We start from the raw sequence: 25,507 nt of genomic DNA, 5'->3' as shown, positions 1-25,507 counted from the left end.
CATGACCGGGACCGACGACACCGCCACGGCCGAAGTCTGGGAGCCGCACGCCCCCACCGCCGCCGGGGGCCTGCGCCCGCTGTACGCCGACGGGCTGGACCTGCGGGTGAGCGGTACGGGCACCGCCCGGGGCATCGCCGCCGGGGTGGTGGAGGTGACCGCCGAGGGCGCGGGCGAGGTGCGGATCGAGTGGCGGGTGCCCTGCGTCGACGCCACCGCCCTCTGGACCCCCGAGCCGCGCGGCACCGGCTGGCTGCCCGCCGCCTGGAGCGCCCCGCGCCGTACCGGCCTCGCCGACGGCGCGCCGATCGCCGCGCTGGTCGGCACCGGGGACGTCGCCCTGTGCGCCTTCGCCGCCGGGCGCCCGGACGTGCTGGCCGGGGCCGGAGTGGTCGAGGAGACCGGTGAGTTCCGGTTCTGGGCCCAGGCCACCGACCGGCTCACGGTCCGGATCGACACCTCCCGCCGGCACTTCGGCCGCGCCCTAGCCGACCTCGCCGCCTGGTGGGGCGAGGGCCGTACGGCCGACATCCCGGAGGCCGCCCGCCGCCCCGCGTACTCCACCTGGTACTCGATGCACCAGGACGTCACCCCCGAGGGCGTCGAGACCCAGGCCGCGCTCGGCAAGGAGCTGGGCCTCGACGTGATCATCGTGGACGACGGCTGGATGACCGCCGACCGCACCCGCGGCTACGCCCACTGCGGCGACTGGGAGCCGGTCTCGCTGCCCGACACCGCCGGCCACGTCCGGCGGGTGCACGACCTCGGGGTGCGCTACATGCTCTGGTACGCGCTGCCGTTCATCGGCAAGGACAGCGCCGCGTACCGGGAGATCGGCCACCTGGCGCTCGCCGACATCCCCCACATGGGCGCGATCGTCGCCGACCCGCGCCACCCCGAGGTCCGGGCCTTCCTCACCGACCGGCTCGCCCGGGCCGTCGAGGAGTGGGGCATGGACGGCCTCAAGGTGGACTTCGTCGACTGGTTCGCCCGCGCCGCCGGGAGCGCCGACGCCCCGCCGGCCCGCCCCGGCGCGGACTGCGGGAGTGTGGAGGAGGGCGTGGAGCGGCTGCTCGCCGGGATCCGCCGCCGGATCACCGCCGCCGACCCGGAGGCGATGATCGAGCACCGCCAGCCGTACGTCAGCCCCGGCCTGTGGCCGTACGCCACCATGATCCGCGCCACCGACTGCCCGCTCAGCCCGCAGGAGAACCGGCAGCGGACCGTCGACGTGCGGCTGGCCGCCGGGCCCGTCCCGGTCCACGCCGACATGCTGATGTGGCACCGGAACGAGCCGCCGGAGCAGGTCGCCTGCCACCTGATCAACGTGCTGTTCTCGGTGCCGCAGGTCTCCGTCGACCTCACCGCGCAGAGCGAGGGCCAGCGCGAGGCGATGGCCTTCTGGCTCGGCGTCTTCCGCGAGCACGCCGCCACCCTCCAGCTCGGCGAACTGCTCCCGGCCCGCCCGGACCTCGGCTACCCGATGGTCACCGCGCGCGGCGACGGCACCGTGGCCGTGGCCCGCTACGCCGCGCTGCCGGTGGACGCCTCCGGCGACGACTGGCGCACCCTGCTGGTGGCCAACGCCGACGCCGACCCGGACGTCCGGCTCACCGGCGGCCGCGGGCAGGTGGCGGTGACGGTGCGGGACGCCCGGGGGCGTATCGTCCGGCAGGGCGAGGTCGAGCTGGACCGCGCGGACGCGATCCCCGTGCCGCGCGGCGGGCTGCTGACCCTGCGCCGAGCCTGACCCCGTACGAGCCCGACCCCGCGCCGAGCCCGACCCGCGTCGAGGCCGACGCCGCGCGGAGGCCGACCCGTTCGGGGCACGGGACGGGTGCCGGCGCCCGTCCCGAACCCGACCACCCCTGGAGAACCGCATGCCCGAGGGACCGCACCGGCCGCGCCGCGGCGCCACCACGATCGAGGAGGTCGCCCGGGCGGCCGGGGTCTCCCGACAGACCGTCTCCAACGCGCTGAACGCGCCGCAGCGGGTCCGCCCGGAGACGCTGGAGCGGGTGAACGCGGCGATCCGCGAACTCGGCTACCAGCCCGACCAGTCGGCCCGCTCGCTGCGCAGCGGCGCCCGGCGCACCATCGGCTACCTCGCGCCGGTGGACGACCCGCTCGACCCCAACCCGCTGATGGCCGGCTTCCTGGAGGCCCTGGTCGACGCGGCCGGGGCGGCGGGGCAGCGGGTGCTGCTGTTCCGGCCGGGGCAGGGCACGGCCGACCCGGTCGCCGCGATCGACGAGCTGGTGGCGGCCCGTCAGGTGGACGGGCTGGTGCTGGCGGACGTCCTGCGCGAGGACGTCCGGATCGCCCATGTGGCCCGGCTCGGCGTCCCGTTCGTCAGCTTCGGGCGGACCGGGCCCGGCGAGCCCCAGCACTGGGTGGACATCGGCAACGAGGCGGCGATGGCCGGGGTGGTGCGGCACCTCGCGGCGCTCGGCCACCGCCGGATCGGCTACCTCGGGGCCGCCGAGGAGCTGCCCTGGATGGCGGCGCGGCGGGCCGGGTTCCTGGCCGAGGCCCACGGGCTGGGACTGTCCGCGGTCGTGACGGACGTGGCGGCGGCGGACGTGGTGACGACGGGCGTGGCGGCTTCCGTACGGGCGCTGCTGGGCGGGCCGGACCGGCCCACCGCCTTCGCGGCCGGCAGCGACCTGCTGGCGCTGGACGCCTACGAGGCCGTCCGGGCGGAGGGGCTGGCGGTCGGGCCGGACGGGGTGGCCGTCACCGGGTTCCACGACACGCCGCTCTGCCGGCACCTCCATCCCGCGCTGACCTCGGTCCGGCTGCCGCTGCGGGCGATCGCCACGGCGCTGGTCGGCCGGCTGCTGGACCAGGTGCGCGGCGAGGCGGCGCCGGCCCGGGGGCTGGAGCTGCCCACCCAACTCGTCGTGCGGGGGAGTTCGGGGCGCTCCGGCGAGACCGGCGGGTCCGTCCCGAACGGCTAGCCAGTCCCGCCCGCCCGGTCCGTCCCGCCCGGCCGGTCGGGGTGGTCCCCCGTCGCCGCCACGACCAGCTCGCCGACCAGCCGCGCGGCGGCCGCCCGCTGCCCGGCGGGCAGGGCGTCGTCGGTGACCAGGACGTCCAGCTCGTCCAGCCCGTCCAGGTCGGCGAAGGAGGCCAGGCCGACCGCGTTCCACTTGGTGTGGTCGGCCACCACCACGACCCGGCGGGCCGACCGGAGGAAGGCGCGGCGTCCGTCCGAGGGGGAGTGGGCCGCCCTGGGCCGGGTCAACCTGATCGGCGAACACACCGACTACAACCTCGGGTTCGTCCTCCCGATCGCCCTGCCGCAGACCGTCCGCGCCCAGGGCGCCCGCCGGGACGACGGGCTGCTGCGGCTCCGGTCCGCCCAGGGCGGCGAACGCGTGGTGCCCCGGGTCGACGACCTCGCCCCCGGCGCGGTGCCCGGCTGGGCCGGCTACCCGGCCGGGGTGGTGTGGGCGCTGCGCGAGGCCGGACACCCGGTCGGCGGGGCGGACGTCCGGCTGGACAGCGACGTGCCCGGCGGCGCCGGGCTCTCCTCCTCGGCCGCGCTGGAGTGCGTCGTCGCCACCGCCTACAACGACCTGCACGGGCTGGGCCTTTCGGCCGCGGACCTGGCCGTGCCGGCCCCGCGGGCCGAGAACGCCCTCGTCGGCGTGCCCTACGGGATCATGGACCAGACGGCCTCGATGTGCTGCCGTCCCGGATCCGCGCTCTTTGTGGACACCCGCGACCTGACGGCACGCCAGGTCCCGGGTGACCTCGCGGGCGCGGGCCTCGCCCTGCTGGTCCTGGACACCCGGGTGAAGCACGACCTCGGCGACGGCGCCTACGCCGCGCTGCGGGCCGGCTGCGAACGCGCCGCCGCCCTGCTCGGGCTGCCCGCGCTGCGCGACGACTACCGGGTCTCCTACGCCGAGACCGACCTCGCCGCCGAAGCCGCCGCCGCGTTCCGCGAGGCCGGGTACGCCGAGCCGCGCACCCTCACCGCTGTCCCGGCGGAGGGGGCGCGCCGGCTCCGCCGACTCAGGCCGTGTGGGCCACCGGGCGCTCCGGGGAAGCCTCCGCGAGTGCCCGGGTCACCGCCTCGACCCCGGCGCGCAGCCCGTACACCGGGGTGGCCGGCTGCTGGCGCCAGGACTCGTCGATCCCGCCCGCGTCCACGGTGTCGAAGCCCAGCTCGTCGACCAGCGCCCGGACCACCCGCTTGGCCGCCTCGTCGTCCGACGCGACCGGCACGGCGAGCCGCTCCGGGTCCCCCGCCGGGCGCGGGCGCTCCAGCAGGTCCTGCGCGTAGGTGCCGTTGAACACCTTGACCACGGGGTGCCCGAGGTGCTGCTCCGTCCAACGGCTCTCGGTGAGCCCGCCGTCCTCGATCGCGTCGATCCGGCCGTCGCGCTCCTTCGGGTAGTAGTTGCCGGTGTCGATCACCGCGACGCCCTCGGCGGCCTCGGCGAACAGCCCGGAGGGCAGGTCCGGCACGGCCTTCAGCGGGACGGTGACGACCACGACCTGCGCCCCGCGGGCCGCCTCGGGGACCGTGACCGCCTTCGCGCCGGTCTCCTCGACCAGGTCCTTGAGCGTCTCCGGGCCGCGGGAGTTGGCCACCGAGACGTCGTGCCCGAGCGCGGTCAGCCGCCTGGTCAGGTTGCCGCCGATGTTGCCCGCGCCGATGATGCCGATCTTCATGGGAAGCCCCTCGTCCGTGAATGCCGTAGTGGACCGTCGCCTCGGCTCAACCACCCGTCGGCCGCCCCGATTCCCGGACGGAAGGGTGGTCCTCCCGGACCCACGGTCGAAGCGGGCCTGGTGCCGGCCGGGCGCGGGTCGCGAGGGTGGACGCCATGAGTCACACTTCCTCCGACACCACCGTCCTGGTCACCGGCGGCACCAGCGGCATGGGCCTCGCCACCGCCCGCCACCTGCTCGCCGCCGGCTCCCGGGTCGTGATCACCGGCCGCGACGACACCCGGCTCGCCCGCGCCGCGGCGGAGCTCGACGCCGGCGACCGGCTGCTCGCCGTCCGCGCCGACGCCTCCGTACCGGCGGACCTCGCCCGGCTCGCCGACACCGTGCAGGAGCGGTACGGCCGGCTCGACGGCGTCTTCGCCAACGCGGGCGTGGCCGGCTTCCAGCCGGTCGAGGACGTCGCGGAGGCCGAGTTCGACCGGATCGTCGCCACCAACCTCAAGGGCGTCTTCTTCACCGTCCAGCACGCCCTGCCGCTGCTGGCCGCGGCCGGCGGCGGCTCGGTCGTCCTCAACGCCTCCTGGACCCCGCACCGCGGGCTGCCCGGCGCCGCCGTCTACGCCGCCAGCAAGGCCGCCGTCCTCAGCCTCGCCCGCACCCTCGCCGGCGAACTGGCCGGGCGCGGCATCCGGGTGAACTCGGTCAGCCCCGGCTACATCGTCACCGAGATGTTCCACGCGGCCGTCCCCGACCCGGCCGACCACGAGCCGATCCGCCGCCACGTCCCGCTCGGCCGGCTGGGCACCGCCGAGGACGTCGCGGAGACGGTCGCCTTCCTGCTCTCGGAGCGTTCCTCGTACATCACCGGCCAGGACGTCGTGATCGACGGCGGCCTCGTCCCGGCCTTCCCGTCCCTGACCGGCTGACCGGCCGACCGCCCCCGCTGTGCCTGGTCCTGACAGGGCCAGGCACAGCCGCACCCGTCCGGGTGAGAATCCATGACGTGAACCCGAGCAGCGCCCTGAACGAATTCCTCCGCACCCGCCGCGCCCGCCTGCGGCCCGAGGACGTCGACCTCCCCGACTACGGCGGCCGCCGCCGCGTCGCCGGACTGCGCCGCGAGGAACTCGCCCACCTCGCCGGAGTCAGCGTCGACTACTACACCCGGCTCGAACAGGGCCGGGTCGGCAACCCCTCCGACGCCGTCCTCGACGCCGTCGCCCGCGCCCTGCGCCTGGCCCCCGACGAGTCCGGCCACCTCCACCGCCTCGCCCGCCCCGCGGCCCGCCCCCGGCGCCCCGTCACCCGCCAGCGGCCGCGCCCCTCCCTGCTGCACCTGCTGGCCCAACTCCACGACACCCCGGCCGTGGTGATGGGCCACCGGATGGACATCCTGGCCTGGAACCGCGCCGCGGTGGCGCTCTTCGGCGACTACGGCGCCCTGCCCGTCGAGGACCGCAACATCGCCCGCATCACCTTCCTCGACCCGTCCTCCCGCGAGCTCTACGCCGACTGGGCCGCCTGCGCCCGGGAGAACGTCGCCTTCCTCCACCTGGAGGCCGGCCGCCGCCCCGACGACCCGCTGCTCGCCGAGCTCGTCGGCCAACTTTGCCTGGGCAGCGGCGAGTTCCAGCAGATGTGGGCCGAACACCCGGTCGCCGACAAGACCTCGGGCCGCAAGTCCTTCCGCCACCCGCTGGCCGGCACCCTGGACCTCGCCTACGACACCCTCCGCCCCGCCGACGACCCCGGCCAGGCCCTGGTCACCTACACCGCCGACCCCGGATCGCCCTCGGACGACGGGCTGCGGCTGCTGCTGTCCTGGGCGGCGTCGGGCTGAGGTTCTCGGATCAGGTCGAGCAGGTTCGCCTTGGCCAGAACGGTGTCCGGATGGTCCGGCCCGAGGACGCGGTCGAGATCCTCCACCGTCTCGCGGACCATCTCCACCGCTCGGTCCGGGCGCCCGGCGTTCCAGGAGATGACGGCCAGGCTGTGGCGGGCGCGCAGGGTGGCGGGGTGGTCGGCGCCGAGGATGCGTCGGCGGTCGGCGAGGACCTGCTCCTGGAGGCTCAGGGCGTCGTCGACGCGTCCGATGTCCGAGTAGTTGGCGGCCAGGTTGTTGCGAGCCGTGAGGGTGTCGGGGTGGTCGGTGCCGAGGACGCGCTCGCGGTCGGCGAGGACCTGCTCCTGGAGGGTGATCGCGTCCTCGACGCGCCCGATGTCCGAGTACGTGGCGGCGAGATTGTGGCGGGCAATGAGGACGACGGGGTGGTCGGTGCCGAAGATACGCCGGCGGTCGGCGAGGACCTGCTCCTGGAGGGCGACCGCGTCGTCGGTGCGGCCGGCCTCCCAGTACGAGTGCGCGAGGTTGTTGCGGGCGGTGAGGGTGTCCGGATGGTCGTCGCCCAGAGCGAGCCCGCTCGTGGTGGAGAGACCGCTCCAGTGCTGGATGCTGGTGGTGTACAGCCCGGCCTCCACGAGGCTGAGTCCGCATCGGAACAGCAGCGGGTGGATCCCCAGGGCCGGCTGGACCAGCTCGGAGGTGCTGTGCCCGGCGAGCACGTCGGTGTTGGCCCGGAGGGTCGCGGCCAGACCCGTCGCGCTGTAGTCCGCGCTCGGCCAGAGTTCGAGGAGGCCGTCGGCGGCCACGTGGGCGGGCAGCCGTCCGTCCGGACCGGTGTCGAGGGCGGCCCTGGCGGTGAGCGCGTGGAGGGTCACCTCCCGGTTGGCGGTCCCGGTGAGGGTGACCAGGCTGTAGTTGTGCAGCACGGCCAGCGCGTCCAACGCGTCCTCCGCCGCTACCGGCGCGCCGCGAACGCCGCCGAGGTGGCCGAGCACCGCCTCCGTGCCCCACAACTTCTCCGGATGCCCGGCGGGGTCGAGCAGCGCCGCCAGCTGGAGGACCGGCCCGGCCAGCCCGACCGGCTCCTCCTGCCGCGCCGCGTCGAGGGCCAGCAGCAGCGCCGCCGTCACCGGGCCCCGGTAGCCGTCGGCGCCGGAGCGGGCCGGGAGGACGGCGTCCAGGCTGCGCGAGCGGTCGCGGAAGAGCTCCAGGTAACGGCCGCAGCTGCGCCGGGTGTTCACCATGTAGGCCGCCGCGTGCGCCAGTGCGAGCGGCAGATGGCCCAGTTCCTCCGCCAGTTCCTCCGCGCGCTCGTCCAGGAAGTGGGCGCACTTCGCCCGCGCCAGCCGCTCGGCCAGGTAGGCGGCCGACTCGGCGGGGGAGTACGTGGTGACGTCCACGAGCATCCGGTCACCGCCCGTACTGGCCGCCCCCCGGTGACGGGTGGTCGCGATGACCCGCCCCCGGCCGCCCCGGCTGGTGACGGGCCACAGCTGCTCGGGCGTGTGCTCGGTGGTGTTGTCGAGGACGATCAGCCAGCCGCGCTCGGTGGCGGCCAGCCAGTCCAGGAAGCGTTCGGCGTCCTGCTCGGCCTCGCCGTTCGCCCCCGGCGCCCGGACCGCCAGCGCGGCCCGGGCGTACAGGTCCGTCACGGCGGACGGCTCGGCGGCGTCGGCCCACAGCACCAGATCGGTGCCCGCGTCGATGGCCTCGCGCGCGTAGTGCGCCGCCAGCTGAGACTTCCCGACGCCCCCGCCGCCCGCCAGCACCTGGCTCAGCACCACCGTCCCGTACTGCCCGCGCGCCTCGTCGATCGCCCGCCGCAGCTCCTCCCGGGGCTGGAACGCGGTCGCCCTGGGCGGGATCCGCCCGATCACCATCGGCCACTGCACCCCGGCGCCGGCCGGCGCCGCGTACTGGTGCACGGTCATCTCCCCGGCCTGGTACGCACCGCCGTACACGGTGGCGTCACCGTCGATGCCGTTCCTGACCTGCCACCCCTCCTGCACGTGCTCACCCCCGACCGCCCGGCCCGCCGAATTCGGCCTCCATTATGGAAGCCGAACTGGCCCTGCCGTACCGTCCGTCCACGTGACCCTCGACCAGGCGTACGTGAACCAGATCTTCCTGCCGGACACCTACGCCCGCGGTGTTCCGTACGAACTCCTGCGGGAGCTACGGGAGTCCGCTCCCGTCTGGTGGGTCGAGGAGCCGCCCGTCGGTGACTGGCCCGGCGGGCCGGGGTACTGGGCGGTGCTGCGGCACGCGGACGTGAAGCACGTGCTGCGCAGCCCGGCGGACTTCTCCTCGCACCTGGGGGCGACCCAGATCCGGGACCCCGACACGCCGGCGGACCTGGAGTTCGCCCGGGCGATGATGCTCAACCAGGACCCGCCCGACCACTCCCGGCTGCGCCGGGCCGTCGCGGCCGCGTTCACCCCGCGGGCGCTCCGGGAGCTGGGCGAGGACGTCGAGCGGCGGGCGGCCGAACTCGTCGCCGCGGTCCGTCCGCGCGGCGGGGCCGACTTCGTGCCGCTCGCCGCCGACCTGCCCGTGTGGACACTGGCCCGGATCCTGGGCGTGCCCGAGCAGGACCGGCAGCTGCTGGTCGACTGGTCGAACCGGGTCATCGGCTACCAGGATCCCGATCACGCCCGGTCCAGCACCGCCGACCCGTCCGGGCTCACCGACCTCGGCCGGGCCGCGCTGGCCCGCCGCCCGGAGGCTCTCACCACCCCCGACGGCCGCCCGGTCAACCCGCGTTCGCGTGCGGCCCTCGCGGACATGTTCGCCTACGCGCACGCCCTCGCCGAACGGCCCCCGGCCGGAAGCATCGTGGCCCGGATGCGGGAAGCCGGGCTGGGCGTCGCCGAGTTCGAGACGATGTTCTTCCTGTTCGGAGTCGCCGGCAACGAGACCCTGCGCAACGGGCTGCCGGGTGGGCTGTACTCCCTGCTCACCCACCCCGACCAGTACCGTCTGCTCCGCCGGCGGCCGGACCTGGTCGCGTCGGCGGTGGAGGAGTTGCTTCGGTTCTGGCCGCCCGTCATGGAGTTCCGGCGCACGGCAGCGCGGGACCTCGAACTCGGTGGGCGGCCGATCCGCCGTGGTGACAAGGTGGTCGTGTACCACGCCTCCGCCAACCGCGACGGATCGGTCTTCGCCGAACCGGATCGCCTGGACATCACCCGTACGCCGAACGACCACGTCAGCTTCGGTTTCGGCCCGCACTTCTGCGTGGGCGCGCAGCTCGCCAGGATCCAGATGTCGGCCCTGCTCCGGCGGGTCGTCGCCGAGCTGCCCGACCTGGAGCTCACTCCGGGAGCGGCACCCGTACGGTTGGTCTCCAACTTCCAGAACGGTCTCAAGTCGCTGGAGATCCAGTGGAGTCGAGACGGGGCCCGCGGGTGCGTGCGGCCCGTCACTCGAAGCGGGCGGGGTCGCCGGCCCCCCGGCGGGTGATCTCCGGCGCGCCGCCGGAGAAGTCGACGACCGTGGTCGGTTCGGTACCGCAGTCGCCCGAATCCACCACCGCGTCCAGCACGTGGTCGAGGCGTTCCTTGATCTCCCAGCCCTGGGTCATCGGTTCGTCGTCGCCGGGGAGGATCAGGGTGCTGGAGAGCAGCGGCTCACCGAGTTCGGTGAGCAGCGCCCTGGTGACGGCGTGGTCGGGGATCCGGACGCCCACCGTCTTCTTCTTCGGGTGCATCAGGCGGCGCGGAACCTCCTTGGTGGCCGGGAGGATGAAGGTGTAGCTGCCCGGCGTCGCGGCCTTGACGGCGCGGAAGACGTTGTTGTCGAGCTGGACGAACTGCCCCAGCTGCGCGAAGTCCACGCACATCAGCGTGAAGTGGTGGCGCTCGTCGAGGCGCCGGATCGACCGGATCCGTTCGAGGCCGTCGCGGTTGTCCAGCCGGCAGCCCAGCGCGAAGCAGGAGTCGGTCGGGTACGCGATGAGGGCCCCGGAGCGGAGGCTGTCGGCCACGGTGCCGATGGTGCGCGGCTGGGGGGAGTCCGGGTGCACGTCGAAGTACTTCGCCATTCTGCCGACCCTACGGGATGCCGGCGGTCGAAGGGTGCAGCCGCGACGCGTTCCGGCCGGTCGAACGCGCCGCAGCGGCGGCGCCTTGACGGCGCGCGACGTCAGCCCTCGTGTCCTGCGGCGGCCTTGGCGTCGATCCCGGCGACCAGCTGCTCGACCAGGGCCTTGATGGCGTCGCGGATCGGGCGGACCGCCTCGACGCCCTGGCCGGCCGGGTCGTCCAGCTTCCAGTCGAGGTACTCCTTGCCGGGGAAGTAGGGGCAGGCGTCGCCGCAGCCCATGGTGATGACGTAGTCGGAGCTCTGGACGGCCTCGACGGTGAGGATCCTCGGCTTCTGGTCGGAGATGTCGATGCCGGCCTCGGCCATCGCGGCGACGGCCGCCGGGTTGACCTCGTGGCCGGGGGCGGAGCCGGCGGAGCGGACCTCGACGCGGTCCCCGGCGAGGTGGGTGAGGAAGCCGGCGGCCATCTGGGAGCGGCCGGCGTTGTGGACACAGACGAACAGCACGGAGGCGAGCGGCGCGGCGGCGGTCATGGTGAGCGGTCTCTCGTTCGGTGTCGGGCGTCCGGCCCGGGGCGGTGCCCTCAAGGATCACCAGGGCGGTCGGGCGGAGGAGGCGGCGGTATGAGGGGTCAGCCGTCGCTGGTGTCAGCCCCGGCTGATGTGAAAGTATCAGCCCATGGTGATGTCAGTCGACACTGAGCTGTTGCGGGTGCTGTCCGACCCGCTCAGGCTCCGGATCGTGACCCTGCTGGCCCGCGAGACCCTGTGCACCACGCACCTGGTGGAGGAGACCGGCGCCCGCCAGACCAACCTCTCCAACCACCTCAAGGTGCTGCGGGAGGCCGGGGTGGTGGACACCGAGCCCTGCGGCCGGTTCACGTACTACCGGCTCAGGCCCGAGGTGCTGGAGTCCCTGTCGGGGCAGTTCGCCGACCTCGCCTCCACCGCCCGCGCCAACGCCGACGCGAAGAGGTCCTGTTGACCGCCCGCACCGACCCCGCGCCGGCCGCGGGCCCCGCCACGGCGTCGGTCGCCGGCGGGCTGTCCTTCCTCGACCGCTACCTCGCGGTGTGGATCCTCGCCGCGATGGCCGCCGGCCTCGGGCTGGGCCGCCTGGTCCCGGGCCTGAACGACACCCTCGCCGAGGTCGAGATCGGCGGGATCTCCCTGCCGATCGCGCTCGGTCTGCTGGTCATGATGTACCCGGTCCTGGCGAAGGTCCGCTACGACCGGCTCGACGCCGTCACCGGCGACCGGAGGCTGATGGTCTCCTCGCTGGTGATCAACTGGCTGGTCGGTCCGGCGGTGATGTTCGCCCTCGCGTGGATCCTCCTGCCGGACCTGCCGGAGTACCGCACCGGCCTGATCGTCGTCGGTCTCGCCCGCTGCATCGCCATGGTGATCATCTGGAACGACCTCGCCTGCGGCGACCGCGAGGCCGCCGCCGTCCTCGTCGCCCTGAACTCCGTCTTCCAGGTCGTCATGTTCGGCGTGCTCGGCTGGTTCTACCTCGACCTGCTGCCCGGTTGGCTGGGCCTCGGCGAGGGCCGGCACCTCGACGTCTCCACGGGGAGGATCGCCCTCAACGTGGTCGTCTTCCTCGGCATCCCGCTGCTCGCCGGGTTCCTCACCCGCCGCCTCGGCGAGAAGAGGCTCGGCCGCGAGCGCTACGAGGCCGGGCTGCTGCCGAGGATCGGCCCCTGGGCGCTGTACGGGCTGCTGTTCACGATCGTGATCCTCTTCGCCCTCCAGGGCGGGACGATCACCTCCCGGCCACTGGACGTCGCCCGGATCGCGCTGCCCCTGCTGGCCTACTTCGCGATCATGTGGTTCGGCACCTTCGCCCTCGGCAAGGCCCTCGGCCTCGGCTACGACCGCACCACGACGCTCGCGTTCACCGCGGCCGGCAACAACTTCGAACTCGCCATCGCGGTCGCGATCGGCACCTTCGGCGTCACCTCCGGCCAGGCCCTGTCCGGCGTCGTCGGCCCGCTGATCGAGGTCCCGGTCCTGATCGCCCTGGTCCACGTCTCCCTGGCCTGGCGGAAGAGGTTCGCCCCCGCGAACTGACCACCCGCCGCGCGAACGCCAGGGCCGCTCGGTGACGCCCCACCCCCCCGTGGCGGGCGACGGAGGCCCCGGCGGGAGGGGTGGGGCCCGGGTCAGCGGTTCAGGTCGAGCAGAGCGGCCAGGCCGGCCACCGCGGACGGCTCGACCCGGTAGTACACCCACGTCCCGCGCCGCTCGGACGCGAGCAGGCCGGCCTCGCGCAGCTTCTTCAGGTGGTGGGAGACGGTCGGCTGCGAGACGCCGACGTCCTGGATGTCGCACACGCACGCCTCCCCGCCCTCGTGCGAGGCGACCTTGGAGAACAGCCGCAGGCGCACCGGGTCCGACAGGGCCTTGAACATCGCCGCCGTCCTCACCGCGTCGGCTTCGGACAGTTCCGCCGCGGTCAGCGGCTGGCAGCACGGCACGACCTCCGGCGCGGGAACCGGCAGCTCGATCCTCGAATTCGACATACGTCTATGTTGACATCCGTCGAATCCCGGTGGCAAGGTCGGAAGTGTCAGTGCATCGACGCTTGTCGAATCAGCCGGACGGCGGCCCGCGCCCTCCGCCCAGCGAAGCCCAGCGAAAGGGAGAAGACGCCATGACCTCCGACACCGACCTGCCCGTCCTCGTCATCGGCGCCGGCCCGATCGGCCTCGCCGCCGCCGCGAACCTCCTGGCGCGCGGCATCGAGCCGCTCGTCCTCGAAGCCGGCCCGTCCGCCGCCACCGCGGTGCGCTCCTGGTCGCACGTGCGGCTGTTCTCGCCCTGGGCGGAGGTCGTCGACCCCGCCGCCGAGAAGCTCCTGGCCCCCACCGGCTGGACCCGGCCCGACGGCGCCGCGTACCCGACCGGTGGCGACTGGGCCGAGCGGTACCTTCAGCCCCTCGCCGACGCCCTCGGCGACAGGGTCCGCTACGGCACCCGGGTGACCGGCGTCGCCCGCGCCGGGCGCGACCGCATCGTGGACGCCGGCCGCGACGAGCAGCCCTTCACCGTCCACGTCGACCGCGCCGACGGCGGCGAGGGGCGCTTCCTCGCCCGCGCGGTGGTGGACGCCTCCGGCACCTGGTCCACCCCGAACCCGCTCGGGGCGAACGGCCTGCCCGCCCTCGGCGAGCGCGCCGCCGCCGACCGCGTCTCCTACCGCATCCCCGACCTCCGGGACCCCGCCGTCCGCGCCCGGTACGCGGGCCGGCGCACCGCCGTCGTCGGCACCGGCGCCTCCGCGTTCACCGCCCTCGCCCAGCTCGCCGACCTCGCGAAGGACGAGCCCGGCACCCACGTCGTGTGGGTGCTGCGGCGCGGCCTCACCGGCTCCACCTTCGGCGGCGGCACCACCGACCAGCTCCCCGCCCGCGGCGCCCTCGGCCTCGCCGCCAAGGCCGCCGTCGAGGGCGGCCACGCCGGGGCGTTGACCGGCTTCCGCACCGCCGCCGTCGAACGGGCCGCCGACGGCAGGCTGGCCCTGGTCTCCGAGGACGGCCACCGCGCCGAGGGCCTGGACGAGATCGTCGTCCTGACCGGCCTGCGACCCGACCTGTCCTTCCTCACCGAACTGTGGCTCGCACTCGACGACCGCCTCCAGGCCCCGGTCGCGCTCGCCCCGCTGATCGACCCCAACCAGCACTCCTGCGGCACCGTCTACCCCCACGGCGCGAACGAGCTCGCCCACCCCGAGAAGGACGTCCACCTCGTCGGCATGAAGTCCTACGGCCGCGCCCCGACGTTCCTCGCGATGACCGGCTACGAGCAGGTCCGCTCGGTGGCCGCCGCCCTCGCCGGCGACCACGAGGCCGCCGCCCGCGTCGAACTCACCCTCCCCGAGACCGGTGTCTGCGGCGGCGCGGGCCTCTACGACGAACCCGCCGGAGACCAGGACGGCGGCTGCTGCGGCACCCCCGCCGCACCCGGGCTGATCACCCTCGGCGCCGCCCCCACCGGCGGGTCCTGCTCGCCCGGCGGCTGCTGACCGGCTCGCGCCGGGCCGGGCGGTCCTGCTCGGCGCGCGGGACCGCCGTGCGCGGAAACGATCAGCCCGAGCAGTCCGGGCACAGCCCCCGGTAGGTGACCTCCGCCTGGGACACGGCGAATCCGAAGCGCTGCTCGGCCGGCAGGTCGGCCAGCGGGTTGCCCTGCGGGTGGACGTCGCGGATGGCGCCGCAGCCGGTGCAGATCAGGTGCTGGTGCGGGCGGTGCGCGTTGGGGTCGTAACGCTTGGCGCGCCCGTCGGTGGACACCTCGATGATCTCACCCAGGGTGACGAGCTCACCGAGCGTGTTGTAGACCGTCGCCCGGGAGATCTCCGGCAGGCGCTCCGCCGCCCGGGCGTGCACCTCGTCGGCGGTCAGGTGCACGTGCTCGCCGTCCAGGACCTCGGCCACGACACGCCGCTGGGAGGTGAGACGCCAGCCGCGCCCGCGCAGCCGCTCCAGCAGGTCACTCATAACGGTTCACCTATTCAGGTCAAGGGGAGGACCGAAGTTTACCAATGCGGATCCGGCCCCTTCCGGAACCCGATCGGTTATGGCTTTGGTGGCTTTCTTGACTTGGATTCCGTCCATCGTAGGATCGGCTCCGGCGCTAGCCTGGGTAGCAGCAGCACGTGACTCCTGCCACTGCCGTACGCGGCGGCGAGCAGGGGCGACACGTGGCGCGCTGGGACCAGACAGCAGCAGTAGGTGCCGTAGGTAGCAGAGAAGACACCGTGATCCGCCTTGAGGGAAGGATTCCCATGTCTGACATCCACGATGCAACCGGCGTAGAGGCGAAGGCGGAGGGCTGCCCGGTGAACCACGGGCGTGCGCCGCACCCCACCCAGGGCGGCGGGAACCGCCAGTGGTGGCCGGAACGCCTCAATCTGAAGATCCTCGCGAAGAACCCGGCCGTGGCCAATCCGCTCGGTGCGGACTTCGACTACGCCGAGGCCTTCAAGACCCTCGACCTCCCGGCCGTCAAGCGGGACATCCAGGCGGTCCTGTCGACCTCGAAGGACTGGTGGCCGGCCGACTTCGGCTACTACGGCCCCTTCATCATCCGGATGGCCTGGCACAGCGCCGGCACCTACCGGATCAGCGACGGCCGCGGCGGCGCCGGCGGCGGCCAGCAGCGCTTCGCCCCGCTGAACAGCTGGCCCGACAACGCCAGCCTGGACAAGGCCCGCCGCCTGCTGTGGCCGGTGAAGAAGAAGTACGGGCGCGCCCTGTCCTGGGCCGACCTGATCGTCCTGTCCGGCAACGTGGCCCTGGAGGGCATGGGCTTCCGGACCTTCGGCTTCGGCGGCGGCCGGGTCGACGAGTGGGAGCCGGACGAGGACGTCTACTGGGGCCCCGAGACCACCTGGCTCGGCGACGAGCGCTACACCGGCGACCGCGAGCTGGAGAACCCGCTGGCCGCCGTCCAGATGGGCCTGATCTACGTCAACCCCGAGGGCCCCAACGGCAACCCGGACCCGATCGCCGCCGCCCGCGACATCCGCGAGACCTTCTACCGGATGGCGATGAACGACGAGGAGACCGTCGCGCTGATCGCCGGCGGCCACACCTTCGGCAAGACCCACGGCGCCGGCCCGGCGGACAATGTCGGCCCGGCCCCCGAGGACGCCCCGATCGAGCAGCAGGGCCTCGGCTGGAAGAGCGGCTACGGCACCGGCGTCGGCCGAGACGCCATCACCAGCGGTCTGGAGGGCACCTGGACGCCCACCCCGATCACCTGGGACAACAGCTTCTTCGAGACGCTGTTCGGCTACGAGTGGGAGCTCACCAAGAGCCCGGCCGGCGCCCACCAGTGGAAGCCCAAGGACGGCGCCGGCGAGGGCACCGTCCCGGACGCCCACGACCCGGACAAGCGGCACGTGCCGATCATGCTCACCACCGACCTGTCGCTGCGCTTCGACCCGGTCTACGGGCCGATCTCCCGGCGCTTCCTGGAGAACCCGGAGGAGTTCGCCGACGCCTTCGCCCGCGCCTGGTACAAGCTGACCCACCGCGACATGGGCCCGGTGGTCCGCTACCTCGGCCCGGAGGTCCCCAGCGAGCACCTGCTCTGGCAGGACCCGCTGCCGGAGGTCACGTACCAGCCGATCGGCGCGGCCGACGTCGCCGACCTCAAGCGGCGGATCGCCGCCACCGGCCTCCCGGTGTCCGACCTGGTCTCCACGGCCTGGGCCGCCGCCTCCTCCTTCCGCTCCAGCGACAAGCGCGGCGGCGCCAACGGCGGCCGGATCCGGCTCCAGCCGCAGATCGGCTGGGAGGTCAACGAGCCCGACAAGCTGGCCTCGGTGCTGCGCGCCCTGGAAGGCGTGCAGCAGGAGTTCAACGCGCAGGCCGGCGACAAGCAGGTCTCGATCGCCGACCTGGTGGTGCTGGCCGGCGGCGTCGGGGTCGAGCAGGCCGCCAAGGCGGCCGGCCACGCCGTCGAGGTGCCGTTCACGCCCGGCCGGGTGGACGCGCCGCAGGAGCTGACCGACACCGAGTCCTTCGCCGCCCTGGAGCCCAGGGCGGACGGCTTCCGCAACTGGGTCGGCAAGGGCAACCGGCTGCCGGCCGAGTACCTGCTGCTCGACAAGGCCAACCTGCTGGGCGTCAGCGCGCCCGAGCTGACCGTGCTGGTCGGCGGCCTGCGAGTGCTGGGGGCCAACCACGGCGGGTCCGCGCACGGCGTGTTCACCGCGACCCCCGGCGTGCTGACGAACGACTACTTCGTCAACCTGCTGGACCTGGGCACCAGTTGGACGGCCACCTCGGAGGACGCCCACACCTTCGAGGGCCGGGACGAGTCGGGCCGGGTCATCTGGACCGGCACCCGCGCCGACCTGGTGTTCGGCTCGAACGCCGAGCTGCGGGCCGTCGCCGAGGTGTACGCGAGCGACGACGCCAAGGAGAAGTTCGTCGAGGACTTCGTCGCGGCCTGGGTCAAGGTCATGAACGCGGACCGCTTCGACCTCGTCTGACCGGAGGCTGATCGGCCGTAGCAGCAGCAGCTGACGGCGGGAGCCCGGGGACGTCGACCCCGGGCTCCCGCCGTCGCTAGCCCTCACCCTTCCGGCCCTGACCCTCACCGCCGGCCGCCTGCTCGGCCGCCGTCTCCTCCTCCGCCCGCTGCTCGGCCGCCCGGATCCGCTCGGCGAAGTCGTGGGCGTCGATCCGCTCCACCGCGGCCCCGTGCCGGGCGGCCAGCTCGTCGGCCGGTCCCGGCGCCGACTCCCTGACCTCCAGGGCGAGCAGCGCGCCGCCGTCCGGCACCCGGGGCGAGAGCACGATCAGCCCGGCGCCGCCCTCGACCGCCTGGTGCTCCTCGGCCGCGTTGCCGAGCGCCGCACCCGCCGCGAAGCCCAGCAGCACGCCGACCGGCCCGCCGAGCAGCCCGATCAGGCCGCCCAGCACGCCCGAACCGACGGTGGTCATGCCGGCACCCCGGGTGAAGGTGTCCCTGACCTCCAGCAGGCCGTCGGCGCTGCGCTCCATCGCCGCCACCATCCGCAGGCCCGGCAGGTGCTGCGCCTCGTCGAAGGCCGGGCGCCAGGCACTCGTGTCGGGGAAGGTCAGCAGGACGACGTTGTGCTGGTCGCTCATGTCGCTCCGATCGGGCCGGGGCCGGCGGTGGCCGGGCTTCCATCGTGACCCTCGGTGCGGGCCGCTGCCACCCCGGAGCCCGCGGGGCGAATCGAACATCACGGACCTCCCCGGTGATCGACTGCCACCAACTCGCCGTCGCCGACACGGATTTGCCCGGATCGAGTGAGACCGACCGGGACACGCCGGTCGGCCCCGCGGGCCGCTGCCAGGATCGGGGTCCGCACCGGCGGACCGCCCCTCGCGGCGTGCCCGCCGGCACCGCTGCCGACCTACCGCGCCCGCCCGGCGCCGAGGGCTGCCCGCGTGCGGATCCACCGCGGCCCCGGCCGCCGTACCAGGGAGGAACACCGTGTCCCAGCAGGACGTGAGTCCCCACCGAGCCCCCGTCGGGACGGACGGGCCCGAGCGCGACGAGCCCGAGCACGACGAGGAGCTGCGCCTGCGCTTCCCCGGAGACCGCCGCGCCCGGGCCGGCGCCGCGATGTCGGCGAGCGCCATGCTGCGCCGCCTGCCGCACCTGGTGCGGCGGGCGCTGACGCTGGCCTGGGCGGCGGACCGGACGTCCACCGTGCTGCTGCTGGTCTGCCAGGCGCTGGCCGGCGTGTTCGGGGCGCTCGCGCTGTACGCCACCACCGGCACCCTCGGCGCGCTGCTGGTGCCCGGCCCGGTCACCGAGCACCTGCGCACCGCCGCGCCCTCGCTGCTGCTGCTCACCGTCTCCGCCGCGCTGCGCGCCGTCCTGGGCATCGCCGTGGTCGGCCTGTCCGGGCGGGTCTCGCCGCGGATCACCCGGGAGGCGGAGCTGGCGCTGATCGCGGCCGGGTGCGCCGCCGAGCTGAAGGCGTACGACGAGCCCGCGTACAACGAGCAGTGGGAGGCCGCCGACCGGGGCGCCTCCACCACGCCCGACCTGCTCTCCAACGCCCAGGACGTGATCGCCTCCACCGTCTCGCTGGCCGCCGCCGCGGGCGTCCTGGCCACCCTGCACCCCTGGCTGGTGCCGCTGCTGCTGCTCGGCTCGGTGCCCACCGGCGTCGGCGCCGTCCGCACCGCCCGGATCCACTACCTGGCGGCGGTGACCACCAACGAGGACCGCGGGGCGCTGCGCGTCTACCGCTGGTTCCTGGTCGACAAGACCCGGGCCGACCAGGTCCGTTCGGACCAGGTCACGCCGTTCCTGATGTCCAAGTACCGGCGCGCCGAGGAGAAGATCGTCGCCGCCACCGACCGGGCGACCAGGGAGGCCGCCAGGGTCTCGCTGCTGGCCGCGCTCGGCACCGGCGCGGGCAGTGCGCTGATCTGGGGCACCCTGCTCTACCTGGTCGCGAGCGGCCGGATCGACCTGGCCGCCGCCGGCACCGCCACCTTCGCGTTGCGCACCGCCGCCACCGGCCTGCACGGCCTGGTCGGCAACGGCGCCCGGCTCTACCGGATGGGCCTCTACCTGGACGACTACTTCACCTTCCTGGACGAGGCCGGCGGCCACCGCATCCGGCGCGGTGAACTGGTCCCCGCGGCACCGGCGTCGGTCGAGGTCACCGACCTGGTCCACCGCTACCCAGGCGAGCAGCAGGAGCCGGCGCTGCGCGGGATCAGCATGACCCTGCGGGCCGGCGAGGTGGTCGCCGTCATCGGGCAGAACGGCAGCGGCAAGTCGACGCTGCTGAAACTGCTCTCTGGCCTCTACCTGCCGCAGTCCGGCCGGATCACCTGGGACGGCGTCCCGGTGGAGGAGCTGGACGCGGACGCCATGTGGGCCCGGGTGGCCCGGGTGCCGCAGGAGTTCGCCCGCTGGCCGCTGGGCGCCGCCGAGAACGTCCACCTGGGGCACCTCACCGAGCGGCCGATGGCGGACGTCGAGCACGCCGCGGCCCGTACCGGCTTCGACGAGGTGGTCGCCCGGCTGCGTTCCGGCTGGCGCACCCTGCTGGCCCAAGGGTGGTGGGGCGGCGCCGAGTTGTCCGGCGGGGGTTGGCAGCGCGCGGCGGTCGCCCGGGCGCTCTACCGTACGGAGCGCAGCCCCGGCCTGCTGATCCTGGACGAGCCGACCTCCGACCTGGACCCGCGTGCCGAGCACCGCATCCTGCACGCGCTGCGCGACCTGGCCCCCGGGCGGATCATCCTGCTGGTCACCCACAACATCGCCAACGCGGCGGTCGCGGACCGGGTGCTGGTGATGGACCAGGGCCGGATCGTCCAGTCCGGGACCTGGTCCGAGCTGGCCGCCCGCCCGGACGGCCTGTTCCGCGAACTGCTGGACCTCCAGCGGGACCGTTCGATCCCCGCCCAGCGGGCCGGGGAGAACGGCTGACCGGTCCGGCCGTCAGCCCCTGGCGCGGGCCGCGCCGCGCAGCTTGCGCCAGGTCCGGCTGACGGAGGACGGCCCGGTGCGTCCGGCGGCGGGCGCACCGGGCTCCCAGGTCCGGGCCGCCTCGGCGAGGGTCTCCGTGGTGGCTCGGGGGGCCGGCGGGCGGGTCCGGGCGGCGCGTAGCAGGTCCTCCGGTCCGAGCGCGTCGAGCCGGGCGCGGGCGTGGTCGAGCAGGGCGGCGCAGGCGTCGGTGATCGCGGCCTCGCCGAGCGGGCGGGCGGGCAGGCCGAGGCCTGCGGTCAACTGCCCTTCCAGGGCGGTGCGCAGGTCCTGGAGGGAGAGGTCGCGGACGGTCAGCGACAGGTGGGCGGACAGGCCTCCGGCGCCGACCGCGCGGTGCGCGAAGCCGCGCGGGACGTAGAGCACGCCGCCGGGTTCGAGGACGCCGTGCAGGCGCAGCGGGGAGCGTTCGTCGTCCGGGAGTTCGCCGAGCCGCCAGTCCGCCGTCGTCGGTGCGTCGTGGACGTACCAGGTCTTGCGCCCGGCGGCCTGGAGGACGAACACGTCGGCGTCGTCGCGGTGCACCGCGAGGCCCTGGCCGCCGGCCGGGGTGACGAAGAAGAAGGCCTCCACCCGCCGGTCGAGTTCCTCGGACAGCCGGGCGACCAGGTCGCCGGTCGGGCGGTGCCACTGGTCGACGCAGCGCAGCAGCAGGGTGGCGCCGCCGCGCAGCAGGGCGAGCACCTTCGCGCGGTCGGCGAAGCCGTGGTGGGTGACGCCGTTGACCGTGCGCGAGGTGGTGAAGGCCTCGGGCGGGATGGTGACCTTGTCGGAGCGGACCAGCTCCAGGTAGGGGGTGCGCAGCAGCCCGCCGTCGAAGGCGGCGTCCAGTTCGTCGAGGTCGAACGGCGGGGCGGAGGCCGCGGGGTCCTCCCGGGGGAAGAGCGCGGGCTCGCGCTGCCACTGGCGGCCGGTGAAGCCGCGGACGTCGCCGACCCAGTCGGCCAGTGTGGGCGATTCCATGGTGTGTGTCCCGTGGTGTCAGGGGCGTTCCGGGCCGTCGGGGGTGCCGGGGGCGCCCGAGGGTGGCTGGGGCCCCGGGCGTCAGCTGCCGACCCGCGCCTCGAACCGTACGGAGAGCAGGGAGCGCAGCGGCACCTGGGCCTGCGGCTGCGGCGTGTGGACGACGAGGCGGTTGTCCAGGGCGACGGTCAGCAGCCGTTCGGCCAGCGGTACGACCAGGTGCTTGGCCCAGCAGCGGGCGCCGTCGAAACCGAACGGCATGAACCCGGGCGTCCTCTCCGGGTCCGCGACGCCGTCCCACCGCTCGGGGCGGAACTCCAGCGGGTCCGCCCAGTAGTCGCGGTGGCGGTGCATCAGCAGCGGGAAGAGCGCGACGTCGTCCTCCGGCCGGATCTCCGGGTGGAGTTCCGTGTACGCCGCGCCGCCGTTGCGGTACAGCATCCAGGCCGGCGGGAGCAGCCGCAGCGTCTCCCAGAGGACGGTGGTGAGCCCGGCGCGGGCCTCCGGCCGGTCCCGGTCCGGGCCCATGAGCCACAGGGCGTTGCCGGTCAGCGCGGCCACGCCGTCGCAGAGGGTGGCCGTCGCCCGCCGGTACATCGCGACGGCCTGCTTGCGCTCCAGCGGGTCGTGGGCGTCGTGGATCAGCCCGGCCAGCGCGGTGCGACCGTCCTGGCCGGCGGAGCCGGGCCAGACGGTGACGGCGCGGTCGACCAGCCGGGAGAGGGTGTCGGAGCGGGTGACGCCGCGCTTCGACAGCAGGGAGACCGGCAGCGGGTCGGCGGAGAACAGCCAGCGGCGCAGGTAGGAGGTGCCCGCGTACGGCCAGGGGCCGGCCATCCCGCGGGCCGGGGGCGGGGGCTTCCGGATTCCCGCCATGGCGTCCTGCCCCAGCGCCCGAATCGTCCGGGTCGCGCTGTCGTGGGGGATGTCGGCGCCGGCGGCGGGTTTGTAGACCGAGCGCTCGGTGGAAAGGACAGGTCGGGCCGCGACGATTTCGGCCATCAGCCGGGAGTCCGCGACGCCGACCTTGGCCGGGTCGATCCGGAACACCTTCTCGTCCCTGGCCAGCAGGTCCTGAATCCTCGGGGCGAACACGATGGAATGGCTGGGAGCGGTCGCCGTCGCCATTTCTTCCACGGGACTCCGGCCTCCATTTCGAAATGACTGGGAAATGCATTCGGGGCGGTGTCCGGAGGAATTCCGGACACGCCGCGGCGTCGGCGGGGACGCGGCCGACCCGGGCCCCCGCCGACGGCTGACCACGTCAGATGACGTGCAGCACCCACGCGTGGTTCGCGAGGTCGTCGTTCTTCTTGAACTTCTTGACGAGCGTCTTGATCATCTTCATGACTACTCTCCATTCCTGGGATCGCGGGCCCGGCGAAAATGCCGCACCCGTGCCGTCAGAGATATTCGGCATTCCGTTGCCGGGTCGCCGAACGGGTTCATCTGGTCATGGACCCTAACCGAAAGTTCGCCCTCCGGACACCCCTTCGGCAGAGAAGTATGCGATCTCTGCGCCGTGTTAGCGGCCTATTCGGTGGTTGAATCGTTATAACCGTTGGAAAAGTGCGGTGGGGGCCCGGTCCGGGAACGCGGAAGGGCCCCGCGAAGCCGCGGGGCCCTCTGCTGCGCGTACGGCGCGGTCGGTCAGTTGTAGGACGTGGTGACGGTGACGCCGCCGAAGCCCTGCTGCCCGTAGAGGCTGAAGTACACCCAGCCGGACGGCGGGTCGGTGACGGTGAGGGTCTCGCCGTTGCCGCTGTTGGTGGACTTGGCCAGGTACGAGCCGGTGGTGGCCCAGGTCCCGCCGTTGTAGTACAGGTCGGCGTTGCCGGTGCCGCCGCTGGTGGTGACGGTCAGTTGCCGCACGCCGGCCGGCAGGTACAGGAAGCTGTAGGCGTAGTTCCCGGTGGTGGCGGCCACGCTGTCCCGGCGGCAGTTCTTGTCGTACTGCCGGGCGTCGGCGGCCGTGCACAGGGGAGCCTGGTCGGCGGGCAGCGAGCCGCAGTCGTCGGCGCCGCACTTCTTGAGCCAGGCGGCGAAGTCGGCGTCGTACCGGGTGCCGATGGTGGTCTTCAGCAGGGTGCGGGCGCCGTTCCAGTCACCGGCGCGGTACTTGGCGAGCAGCGCGGTGACGTCCTGCGGGTGCGACTGGAGCATGTAACGGACGGACAGGTAGCCCCAGTTGTAGATGCGGGTGGAGTCCGCGTTGTCGTAGGTGGTGTCGAACAGGGTGCTCAGGGCGTAGGTGCCCTTGCCCGCCTGGGCGACCGCGTCGTCGTAGTGCGCGCCGCGGTAGCTGTAGGAGACGTACTCGGCGAGGCCCTCGACCCACCAGATGGTCGGGGTGGTCATGCCGGCCTCGAAGTCGCCGTACATGTCGTACCGGCCGTCGAGGTAGTGGGTGTACTCGTGGTTGAGGTTCCAGATCTGGAACGCGGGGCGCAGCCAGGAGGCCTCGTGGGCGATGAAGCGGGCCTGGTTGCCGGCCTTGGCCGGGTCGCCCTCCTCGTACATGCCGCCGTTGTCGACCGCGATCTTGTACATCTCCCAGGCGTACAGGCTGTAGTTGTAGTAGTCGTCGAAGACGACGACCTCCAGGCTGGTGTTGTTGTCGTTGGCGACGGCGCCGTTGTCCTTGACGACCTTGTGGAAGAACGCGTCCTGGTTGACCAGGCTGGTGCAGGTGTCGGTGAGCTGCTGCGCGGTCATCTCCTGGGCACGGATGCGCAGGTTGGCGTTGCAGGTGTGGTCGACGGTGAGCACCAGCGGGACGAGCTTGGCCGGCACGTCACAGGTGCCGTAGTAGGAGCAGTTGCCGCTGTCCTTGTTCTCCGTGAACCAGAGCAGGTTCATGGTGAGCGGACCGGTGTTGCCGACCAGCGGGTAGCGGTTGATCAGGTCCTTGACGATCGGCCGGCCCTGGGCGCGCAGCGCGTCGTTGGCGACCAGGTTGCCCAGCTGGATGCCGATCCTGGTGACCACGTCGCCGCCGTTGATCACACCGCTGTTGCGGGTGACGAAGGACGACACGGTGGTGGCGAAGGCGGGGTCGGCCTGGAGGGCGGAGACGAACTCCGGCAGCTCGAAGCCGCGCTCGACGACCGTCTCGGTGTTGGCGACGGCGCTGGTCATCGCGGCGGGCCAGCTGCCGGTGTAGTCGTTCAGCAGCCGCTTGACGACGCCGGTGTAGCGGGCGTTCTCCCGGGCGCTGTCGATCAGGGTGACGGCCTCGGCGAGGGTCGCGCCGTTGGCGTCGGTGACGTCCCTGCTGTGCGGGGCGGCGTAGAAGGCGTCCAGCGCGCCACGGATGGCGCTCTGGAGGCCGGCTCCGTACGGGCCCACGGCGTCCGCGTGGTTCCACTGCACGTAGTAGCCGGCCCGCAGGAAGAGCACCAGCTGCCCGGCCGAGGTGGAGTCGTCGCCGGGGTAGGTGGCGGCGGTGTCGCGCAGGGCGTTGGCGACGGTGACCATCTGGGCCTCGTTGAAGGCGCCCTTGGCGTCGTTGCCGGTGAGCGTGAACAGGGAGTTGACGCAGTCGAGCCCGGCCGCCTTGACCTGCTGGACCAGCGCGGCACCGGACTTGCCGGTGAAGGCGGAGACGTCGCAGGCGGCGGTGAGCGCCCGGGCCGCCGGGGCGGTGCCGACGGAGCTGCCCGCCGTCGGGGCGGTCGCCTTGGCCCGCGGGTCCGAGGCGAGCGGGCGGGCGTCCTTGGGGGTGTCGGGGGACTTGGGGACGGGGATCGTACGCGGCGCGGCCTTCCCGGCCGGGGCGGCGGCGGTGGCGGCGTGCGCCGCCGGTGCGAAGAGGCCGAGCGAGAGGAGGAGGGCGGTGCCGAGCGCAGGGAGTCTGCGCGCGCCGTCCTTCGCTGTCGAGGAGGGACGCATCTGTGGGGGCCTCCGGGGCCGTTGGGGTGGGGGCGGCCGTGCTGTGTGGGGCGCACGGGCCTTGCTGTGTGACATGTAAAA

The 25,507-nt window shown here is 73.8% G+C and carries 21 protein-coding genes and 1 pseudogene; 11 read left to right on the top strand and 11 right to left on the bottom strand.

All coding sequences use genetic code 11. The annotated features are described in order from the left end of the window. Position 1: 1 nt before the first annotated feature. A complete protein-coding gene (locus ACZ7RU_RS25775) occupies positions 2 to 1,750 on the top strand; it encodes a glycoside hydrolase family 36 protein (RefSeq protein WP_470343329.1) in 1,749 nt (582 codons plus the stop codon). A 130-nt stretch (positions 1,751 to 1,880) separates the two neighbouring features. Next, positions 1,881 to 2,960: a LacI family DNA-binding transcriptional regulator gene (locus tag ACZ7RU_RS25770; RefSeq protein WP_470343328.1), complete on the top strand. Its 1,080-nt coding sequence runs from the start codon at positions 1,881 to 1,883 to the stop codon at positions 2,958 to 2,960. On the opposite strand, the gene ACZ7RU_RS25765 is transcribed toward ACZ7RU_RS25770, so the two are convergent. Continuing rightward, positions 2,957 to 3,247 carry a hypothetical protein gene (locus tag ACZ7RU_RS25765; protein WP_470343424.1) on the bottom strand — a complete coding sequence of 97 codons (291 nt, stop codon included), beginning with the start codon at positions 3,245 to 3,247 and terminating at the stop codon, positions 2,957 to 2,959. The genes ACZ7RU_RS25770 and ACZ7RU_RS25765 overlap by 4 nt on opposite strands. Between ACZ7RU_RS25765 and ACZ7RU_RS25760 the strand changes: the two are divergent. Further along, a pseudogene (locus tag ACZ7RU_RS25760) lies at positions 3,156 to 3,929 on the top strand (galactokinase); the annotation flags it as partial. The gene ACZ7RU_RS25765 and the pseudogene ACZ7RU_RS25760 overlap by 92 nt on opposite strands. 94 nt (positions 3,930 to 4,023) lie before the next feature. On the opposite strand, the gene ACZ7RU_RS25755 reads toward ACZ7RU_RS25760, so the two are convergent. Beyond that, a complete protein-coding gene (locus ACZ7RU_RS25755; RefSeq protein WP_470343327.1) occupies positions 4,024 to 4,686 on the bottom strand; it encodes an NADPH-dependent F420 reductase in 663 nt (220 codons plus the stop codon). Between the two features lie 155 nt (positions 4,687 to 4,841). Between ACZ7RU_RS25755 and ACZ7RU_RS25750 the strand changes: the two genes are divergently transcribed. Together ACZ7RU_RS25750 and ACZ7RU_RS25745 are read left to right on the top strand one after the other, a co-directional pair. Next, the gene (locus ACZ7RU_RS25750; protein ID WP_470343326.1) at positions 4,842 to 5,612 is read left to right on the top strand and encodes an SDR family NAD(P)-dependent oxidoreductase; all 771 of its coding nucleotides are present in this window, start codon (positions 4,842 to 4,844) and stop codon (positions 5,610 to 5,612) included. A gap of 77 nt (positions 5,613 to 5,689) precedes the next feature. Next, positions 5,690 to 6,526 (top strand): helix-turn-helix domain-containing protein, encoded by an 837-nt coding sequence (locus ACZ7RU_RS25745; RefSeq protein ID WP_470343325.1) that lies wholly within the window; start codon positions 5,690 to 5,692, stop codon positions 6,524 to 6,526. On the opposite strand, the gene ACZ7RU_RS25740 is transcribed toward ACZ7RU_RS25745, so the two are convergent. Further along, entirely contained in the window at positions 6,454 to 8,538 is a 2,085-nt protein-coding gene (locus tag ACZ7RU_RS25740; RefSeq protein ID WP_470343324.1) for a tetratricopeptide repeat protein, read from the bottom strand. The two genes, ACZ7RU_RS25745 and ACZ7RU_RS25740, sit on opposite strands and share 73 nt — an antisense overlap. An 82-nt stretch (positions 8,539 to 8,620) precedes the next feature. Between ACZ7RU_RS25740 and ACZ7RU_RS25735 the strand changes: the two genes are divergently transcribed. Then, a complete protein-coding gene (locus tag ACZ7RU_RS25735; RefSeq protein WP_470343323.1) occupies positions 8,621 to 9,991 on the top strand; it encodes a cytochrome P450 in 1,371 nt (456 codons plus the stop codon). Here ACZ7RU_RS25735 and ACZ7RU_RS25730 read toward each other — a convergent pair. Together ACZ7RU_RS25730 and ACZ7RU_RS25725 are read right to left on the bottom strand one after the other, a co-directional pair. Further along, a complete protein-coding gene (locus ACZ7RU_RS25730) occupies positions 9,951 to 10,571 on the bottom strand; it encodes an L-threonylcarbamoyladenylate synthase (protein ID WP_470343322.1) in 621 nt (206 codons plus the stop codon). The two genes, ACZ7RU_RS25735 and ACZ7RU_RS25730, sit on opposite strands and share 41 nt — an antisense overlap. 101 nt (positions 10,572 to 10,672) lie before the next feature. Then, positions 10,673 to 11,107 carry an arsenate reductase ArsC gene (locus tag ACZ7RU_RS25725; protein WP_470343321.1) on the bottom strand — a complete coding sequence of 145 codons (435 nt, stop codon included), beginning with the start codon at positions 11,105 to 11,107 and terminating at the stop codon, positions 10,673 to 10,675. A gap of 145 nt (positions 11,108 to 11,252) precedes the next feature. Here ACZ7RU_RS25725 and ACZ7RU_RS25720 point away from each other — a divergent pair, with 145 nt between their 5' ends. Together ACZ7RU_RS25720 and arsB are read left to right on the top strand one after the other, a co-directional pair. Continuing rightward, positions 11,253 to 11,558: an ArsR/SmtB family transcription factor gene (locus tag ACZ7RU_RS25720; RefSeq protein WP_470343320.1), complete on the top strand. Its 306-nt coding sequence runs from the start codon at positions 11,253 to 11,255 to the stop codon at positions 11,556 to 11,558. Further along, positions 11,552 to 12,646, top strand: coding sequence for an ACR3 family arsenite efflux transporter (arsB, locus tag ACZ7RU_RS25715; protein ID WP_470343421.1), 1,095 nt, complete (start codon positions 11,552 to 11,554; stop codon positions 12,644 to 12,646). Before ACZ7RU_RS25720 ends, arsB begins: the two co-directional genes overlap by 7 nt. Before the next feature lie 92 nt (positions 12,647 to 12,738). Here arsB and ACZ7RU_RS25710 read toward each other — a convergent pair whose 3' ends face one another. Further along, positions 12,739 to 13,098 carry an ArsR/SmtB family transcription factor gene (locus tag ACZ7RU_RS25710; protein ID WP_470343319.1) on the bottom strand — a complete coding sequence of 120 codons (360 nt, stop codon included), beginning with the start codon at positions 13,096 to 13,098 and terminating at the stop codon, positions 12,739 to 12,741. A 131-nt stretch (positions 13,099 to 13,229) separates the two neighbouring features. On the opposite strand from ACZ7RU_RS25710, the gene ACZ7RU_RS25705 reads away from it, so the two are divergent. Continuing rightward, positions 13,230 to 14,600 carry an NAD(P)-binding domain-containing protein gene (locus ACZ7RU_RS25705; protein ID WP_470343318.1) on the top strand — a complete coding sequence of 457 codons (1,371 nt, stop codon included), beginning with the start codon at positions 13,230 to 13,232 and terminating at the stop codon, positions 14,598 to 14,600. A 61-nt stretch (positions 14,601 to 14,661) separates the two neighbouring features. Here ACZ7RU_RS25705 and ACZ7RU_RS25700 read toward each other — a convergent pair whose 3' ends face one another. Then, positions 14,662 to 15,075, bottom strand: coding sequence for a Fur family transcriptional regulator (locus tag ACZ7RU_RS25700; RefSeq protein ID WP_470343317.1), 414 nt, complete (start codon positions 15,073 to 15,075; stop codon positions 14,662 to 14,664). A gap of 287 nt (positions 15,076 to 15,362) precedes the next feature. On the opposite strand from ACZ7RU_RS25700, the gene katG reads away from it, so the two are divergent. Beyond that, positions 15,363 to 17,579, top strand: coding sequence for a catalase/peroxidase HPI (katG, locus tag ACZ7RU_RS25695; RefSeq protein ID WP_470343316.1), 2,217 nt, complete (start codon positions 15,363 to 15,365; stop codon positions 17,577 to 17,579). A gap of 76 nt (positions 17,580 to 17,655) precedes the next feature. On the opposite strand, the gene ACZ7RU_RS25690 is transcribed toward katG, so the two are convergent. After that, positions 17,656 to 18,201, bottom strand: coding sequence for a hypothetical protein (locus ACZ7RU_RS25690; RefSeq protein WP_470343315.1), 546 nt, complete (start codon positions 18,199 to 18,201; stop codon positions 17,656 to 17,658). A 352-nt stretch (positions 18,202 to 18,553) separates the two neighbouring features. Here ACZ7RU_RS25690 and ACZ7RU_RS25685 point away from each other — a divergent pair, with 352 nt between their 5' ends. Then, a complete protein-coding gene (locus ACZ7RU_RS25685) occupies positions 18,554 to 20,515 on the top strand; it encodes an ATP-binding cassette domain-containing protein (protein WP_470343314.1) in 1,962 nt (653 codons plus the stop codon). Positions 20,516 to 20,527: 12 nt separating this feature from the next. On the opposite strand, the gene ACZ7RU_RS25680 is transcribed toward ACZ7RU_RS25685, so the two are convergent. The 3 genes from ACZ7RU_RS25680 to ACZ7RU_RS25670 all read right to left on the bottom strand — a co-directional run bounded on the left by ACZ7RU_RS25680 (position 20,528) and on the right by ACZ7RU_RS25670 (position 25,426). After that, positions 20,528 to 21,535, bottom strand: a complete 1,008-nt coding sequence (locus ACZ7RU_RS25680; protein ID WP_470343313.1) for a JmjC domain-containing protein — start codon at positions 21,533 to 21,535, stop codon at positions 20,528 to 20,530. Between the two features lie 81 nt (positions 21,536 to 21,616). Then, positions 21,617 to 22,663: a cytochrome P450 gene (locus ACZ7RU_RS25675; protein ID WP_470343312.1), complete on the bottom strand. Its 1,047-nt coding sequence runs from the start codon at positions 22,661 to 22,663 to the stop codon at positions 21,617 to 21,619. Positions 22,664 to 23,185: 522 nt separating this feature from the next. Then, the gene (locus ACZ7RU_RS25670; RefSeq protein ID WP_470343311.1) at positions 23,186 to 25,426 is read right to left on the bottom strand and encodes a M9 family metallopeptidase; all 2,241 of its coding nucleotides are present in this window, start codon (positions 25,424 to 25,426) and stop codon (positions 23,186 to 23,188) included. Positions 25,427 to 25,507: the final 81 nt, after the last annotated feature.

It is taken from the genome of Kitasatospora sp. NPDC114501, from assembly GCF_055633695.1.
The sequence above is the reverse complement of the archived record's forward strand: the minus strand, read 5'-3'. Positions and strand labels throughout refer to the sequence as shown.

What these genes read in the sequence shown, in the direction of transcription:
- ACZ7RU_RS25775 (WP_470343329.1), top strand. Translation starts at nt 2, where the DNA reads ATGACCGGGACCGACGACACCGCCACGGCCGAAGTCTGGGAGCCGCAC.
- ACZ7RU_RS25770 (WP_470343328.1), top strand. Translation starts at nt 1,881, where the DNA reads ATGCCCGAGGGACCGCACCGGCCGCGCCGCGGCGCCACCACGATCGAG.
- ACZ7RU_RS25755 (WP_470343327.1), bottom strand. Translation starts at nt 4,686, where the DNA reads ATGAAGATCGGCATCATCGGCGCGGGCAACATCGGCGGCAACCTGACC.
- ACZ7RU_RS25750 (WP_470343326.1), top strand. Translation starts at nt 4,842, where the DNA reads ATGAGTCACACTTCCTCCGACACCACCGTCCTGGTCACCGGCGGCACC.
- ACZ7RU_RS25730 (WP_470343322.1), bottom strand. Translation starts at nt 10,571, where the DNA reads ATGGCGAAGTACTTCGACGTGCACCCGGACTCCCCCCAGCCGCGCACC.
- ACZ7RU_RS25725 (WP_470343321.1), bottom strand. Translation starts at nt 11,107, where the DNA reads ATGACCGCCGCCGCGCCGCTCGCCTCCGTGCTGTTCGTCTGTGTCCAC.
- ACZ7RU_RS25720 (WP_470343320.1), top strand. Translation starts at nt 11,253, where the DNA reads ATGGTGATGTCAGTCGACACTGAGCTGTTGCGGGTGCTGTCCGACCCG.
- ACZ7RU_RS25710 (WP_470343319.1), bottom strand. Translation starts at nt 13,098, where the DNA reads ATGTCGAATTCGAGGATCGAGCTGCCGGTTCCCGCGCCGGAGGTCGTG.
- ACZ7RU_RS25705 (WP_470343318.1), top strand. Translation starts at nt 13,230, where the DNA reads ATGACCTCCGACACCGACCTGCCCGTCCTCGTCATCGGCGCCGGCCCG.
- ACZ7RU_RS25700 (WP_470343317.1), bottom strand. Translation starts at nt 15,075, where the DNA reads ATGAGTGACCTGCTGGAGCGGCTGCGCGGGCGCGGCTGGCGTCTCACC.
- katG (WP_470343316.1), top strand. Translation starts at nt 15,363, where the DNA reads ATGTCTGACATCCACGATGCAACCGGCGTAGAGGCGAAGGCGGAGGGC.
- ACZ7RU_RS25690 (WP_470343315.1), bottom strand. Translation starts at nt 18,201, where the DNA reads ATGAGCGACCAGCACAACGTCGTCCTGCTGACCTTCCCCGACACGAGT.
- ACZ7RU_RS25680 (WP_470343313.1), bottom strand. Translation starts at nt 21,535, where the DNA reads ATGGAATCGCCCACACTGGCCGACTGGGTCGGCGACGTCCGCGGCTTC.
- ACZ7RU_RS25675 (WP_470343312.1), bottom strand. Translation starts at nt 22,663, where the DNA reads ATGGCGACGGCGACCGCTCCCAGCCATTCCATCGTGTTCGCCCCGAGG.
- ACZ7RU_RS25670 (WP_470343311.1), bottom strand. Translation starts at nt 25,426, where the DNA reads ATGCGTCCCTCCTCGACAGCGAAGGACGGCGCGCGCAGACTCCCTGCG.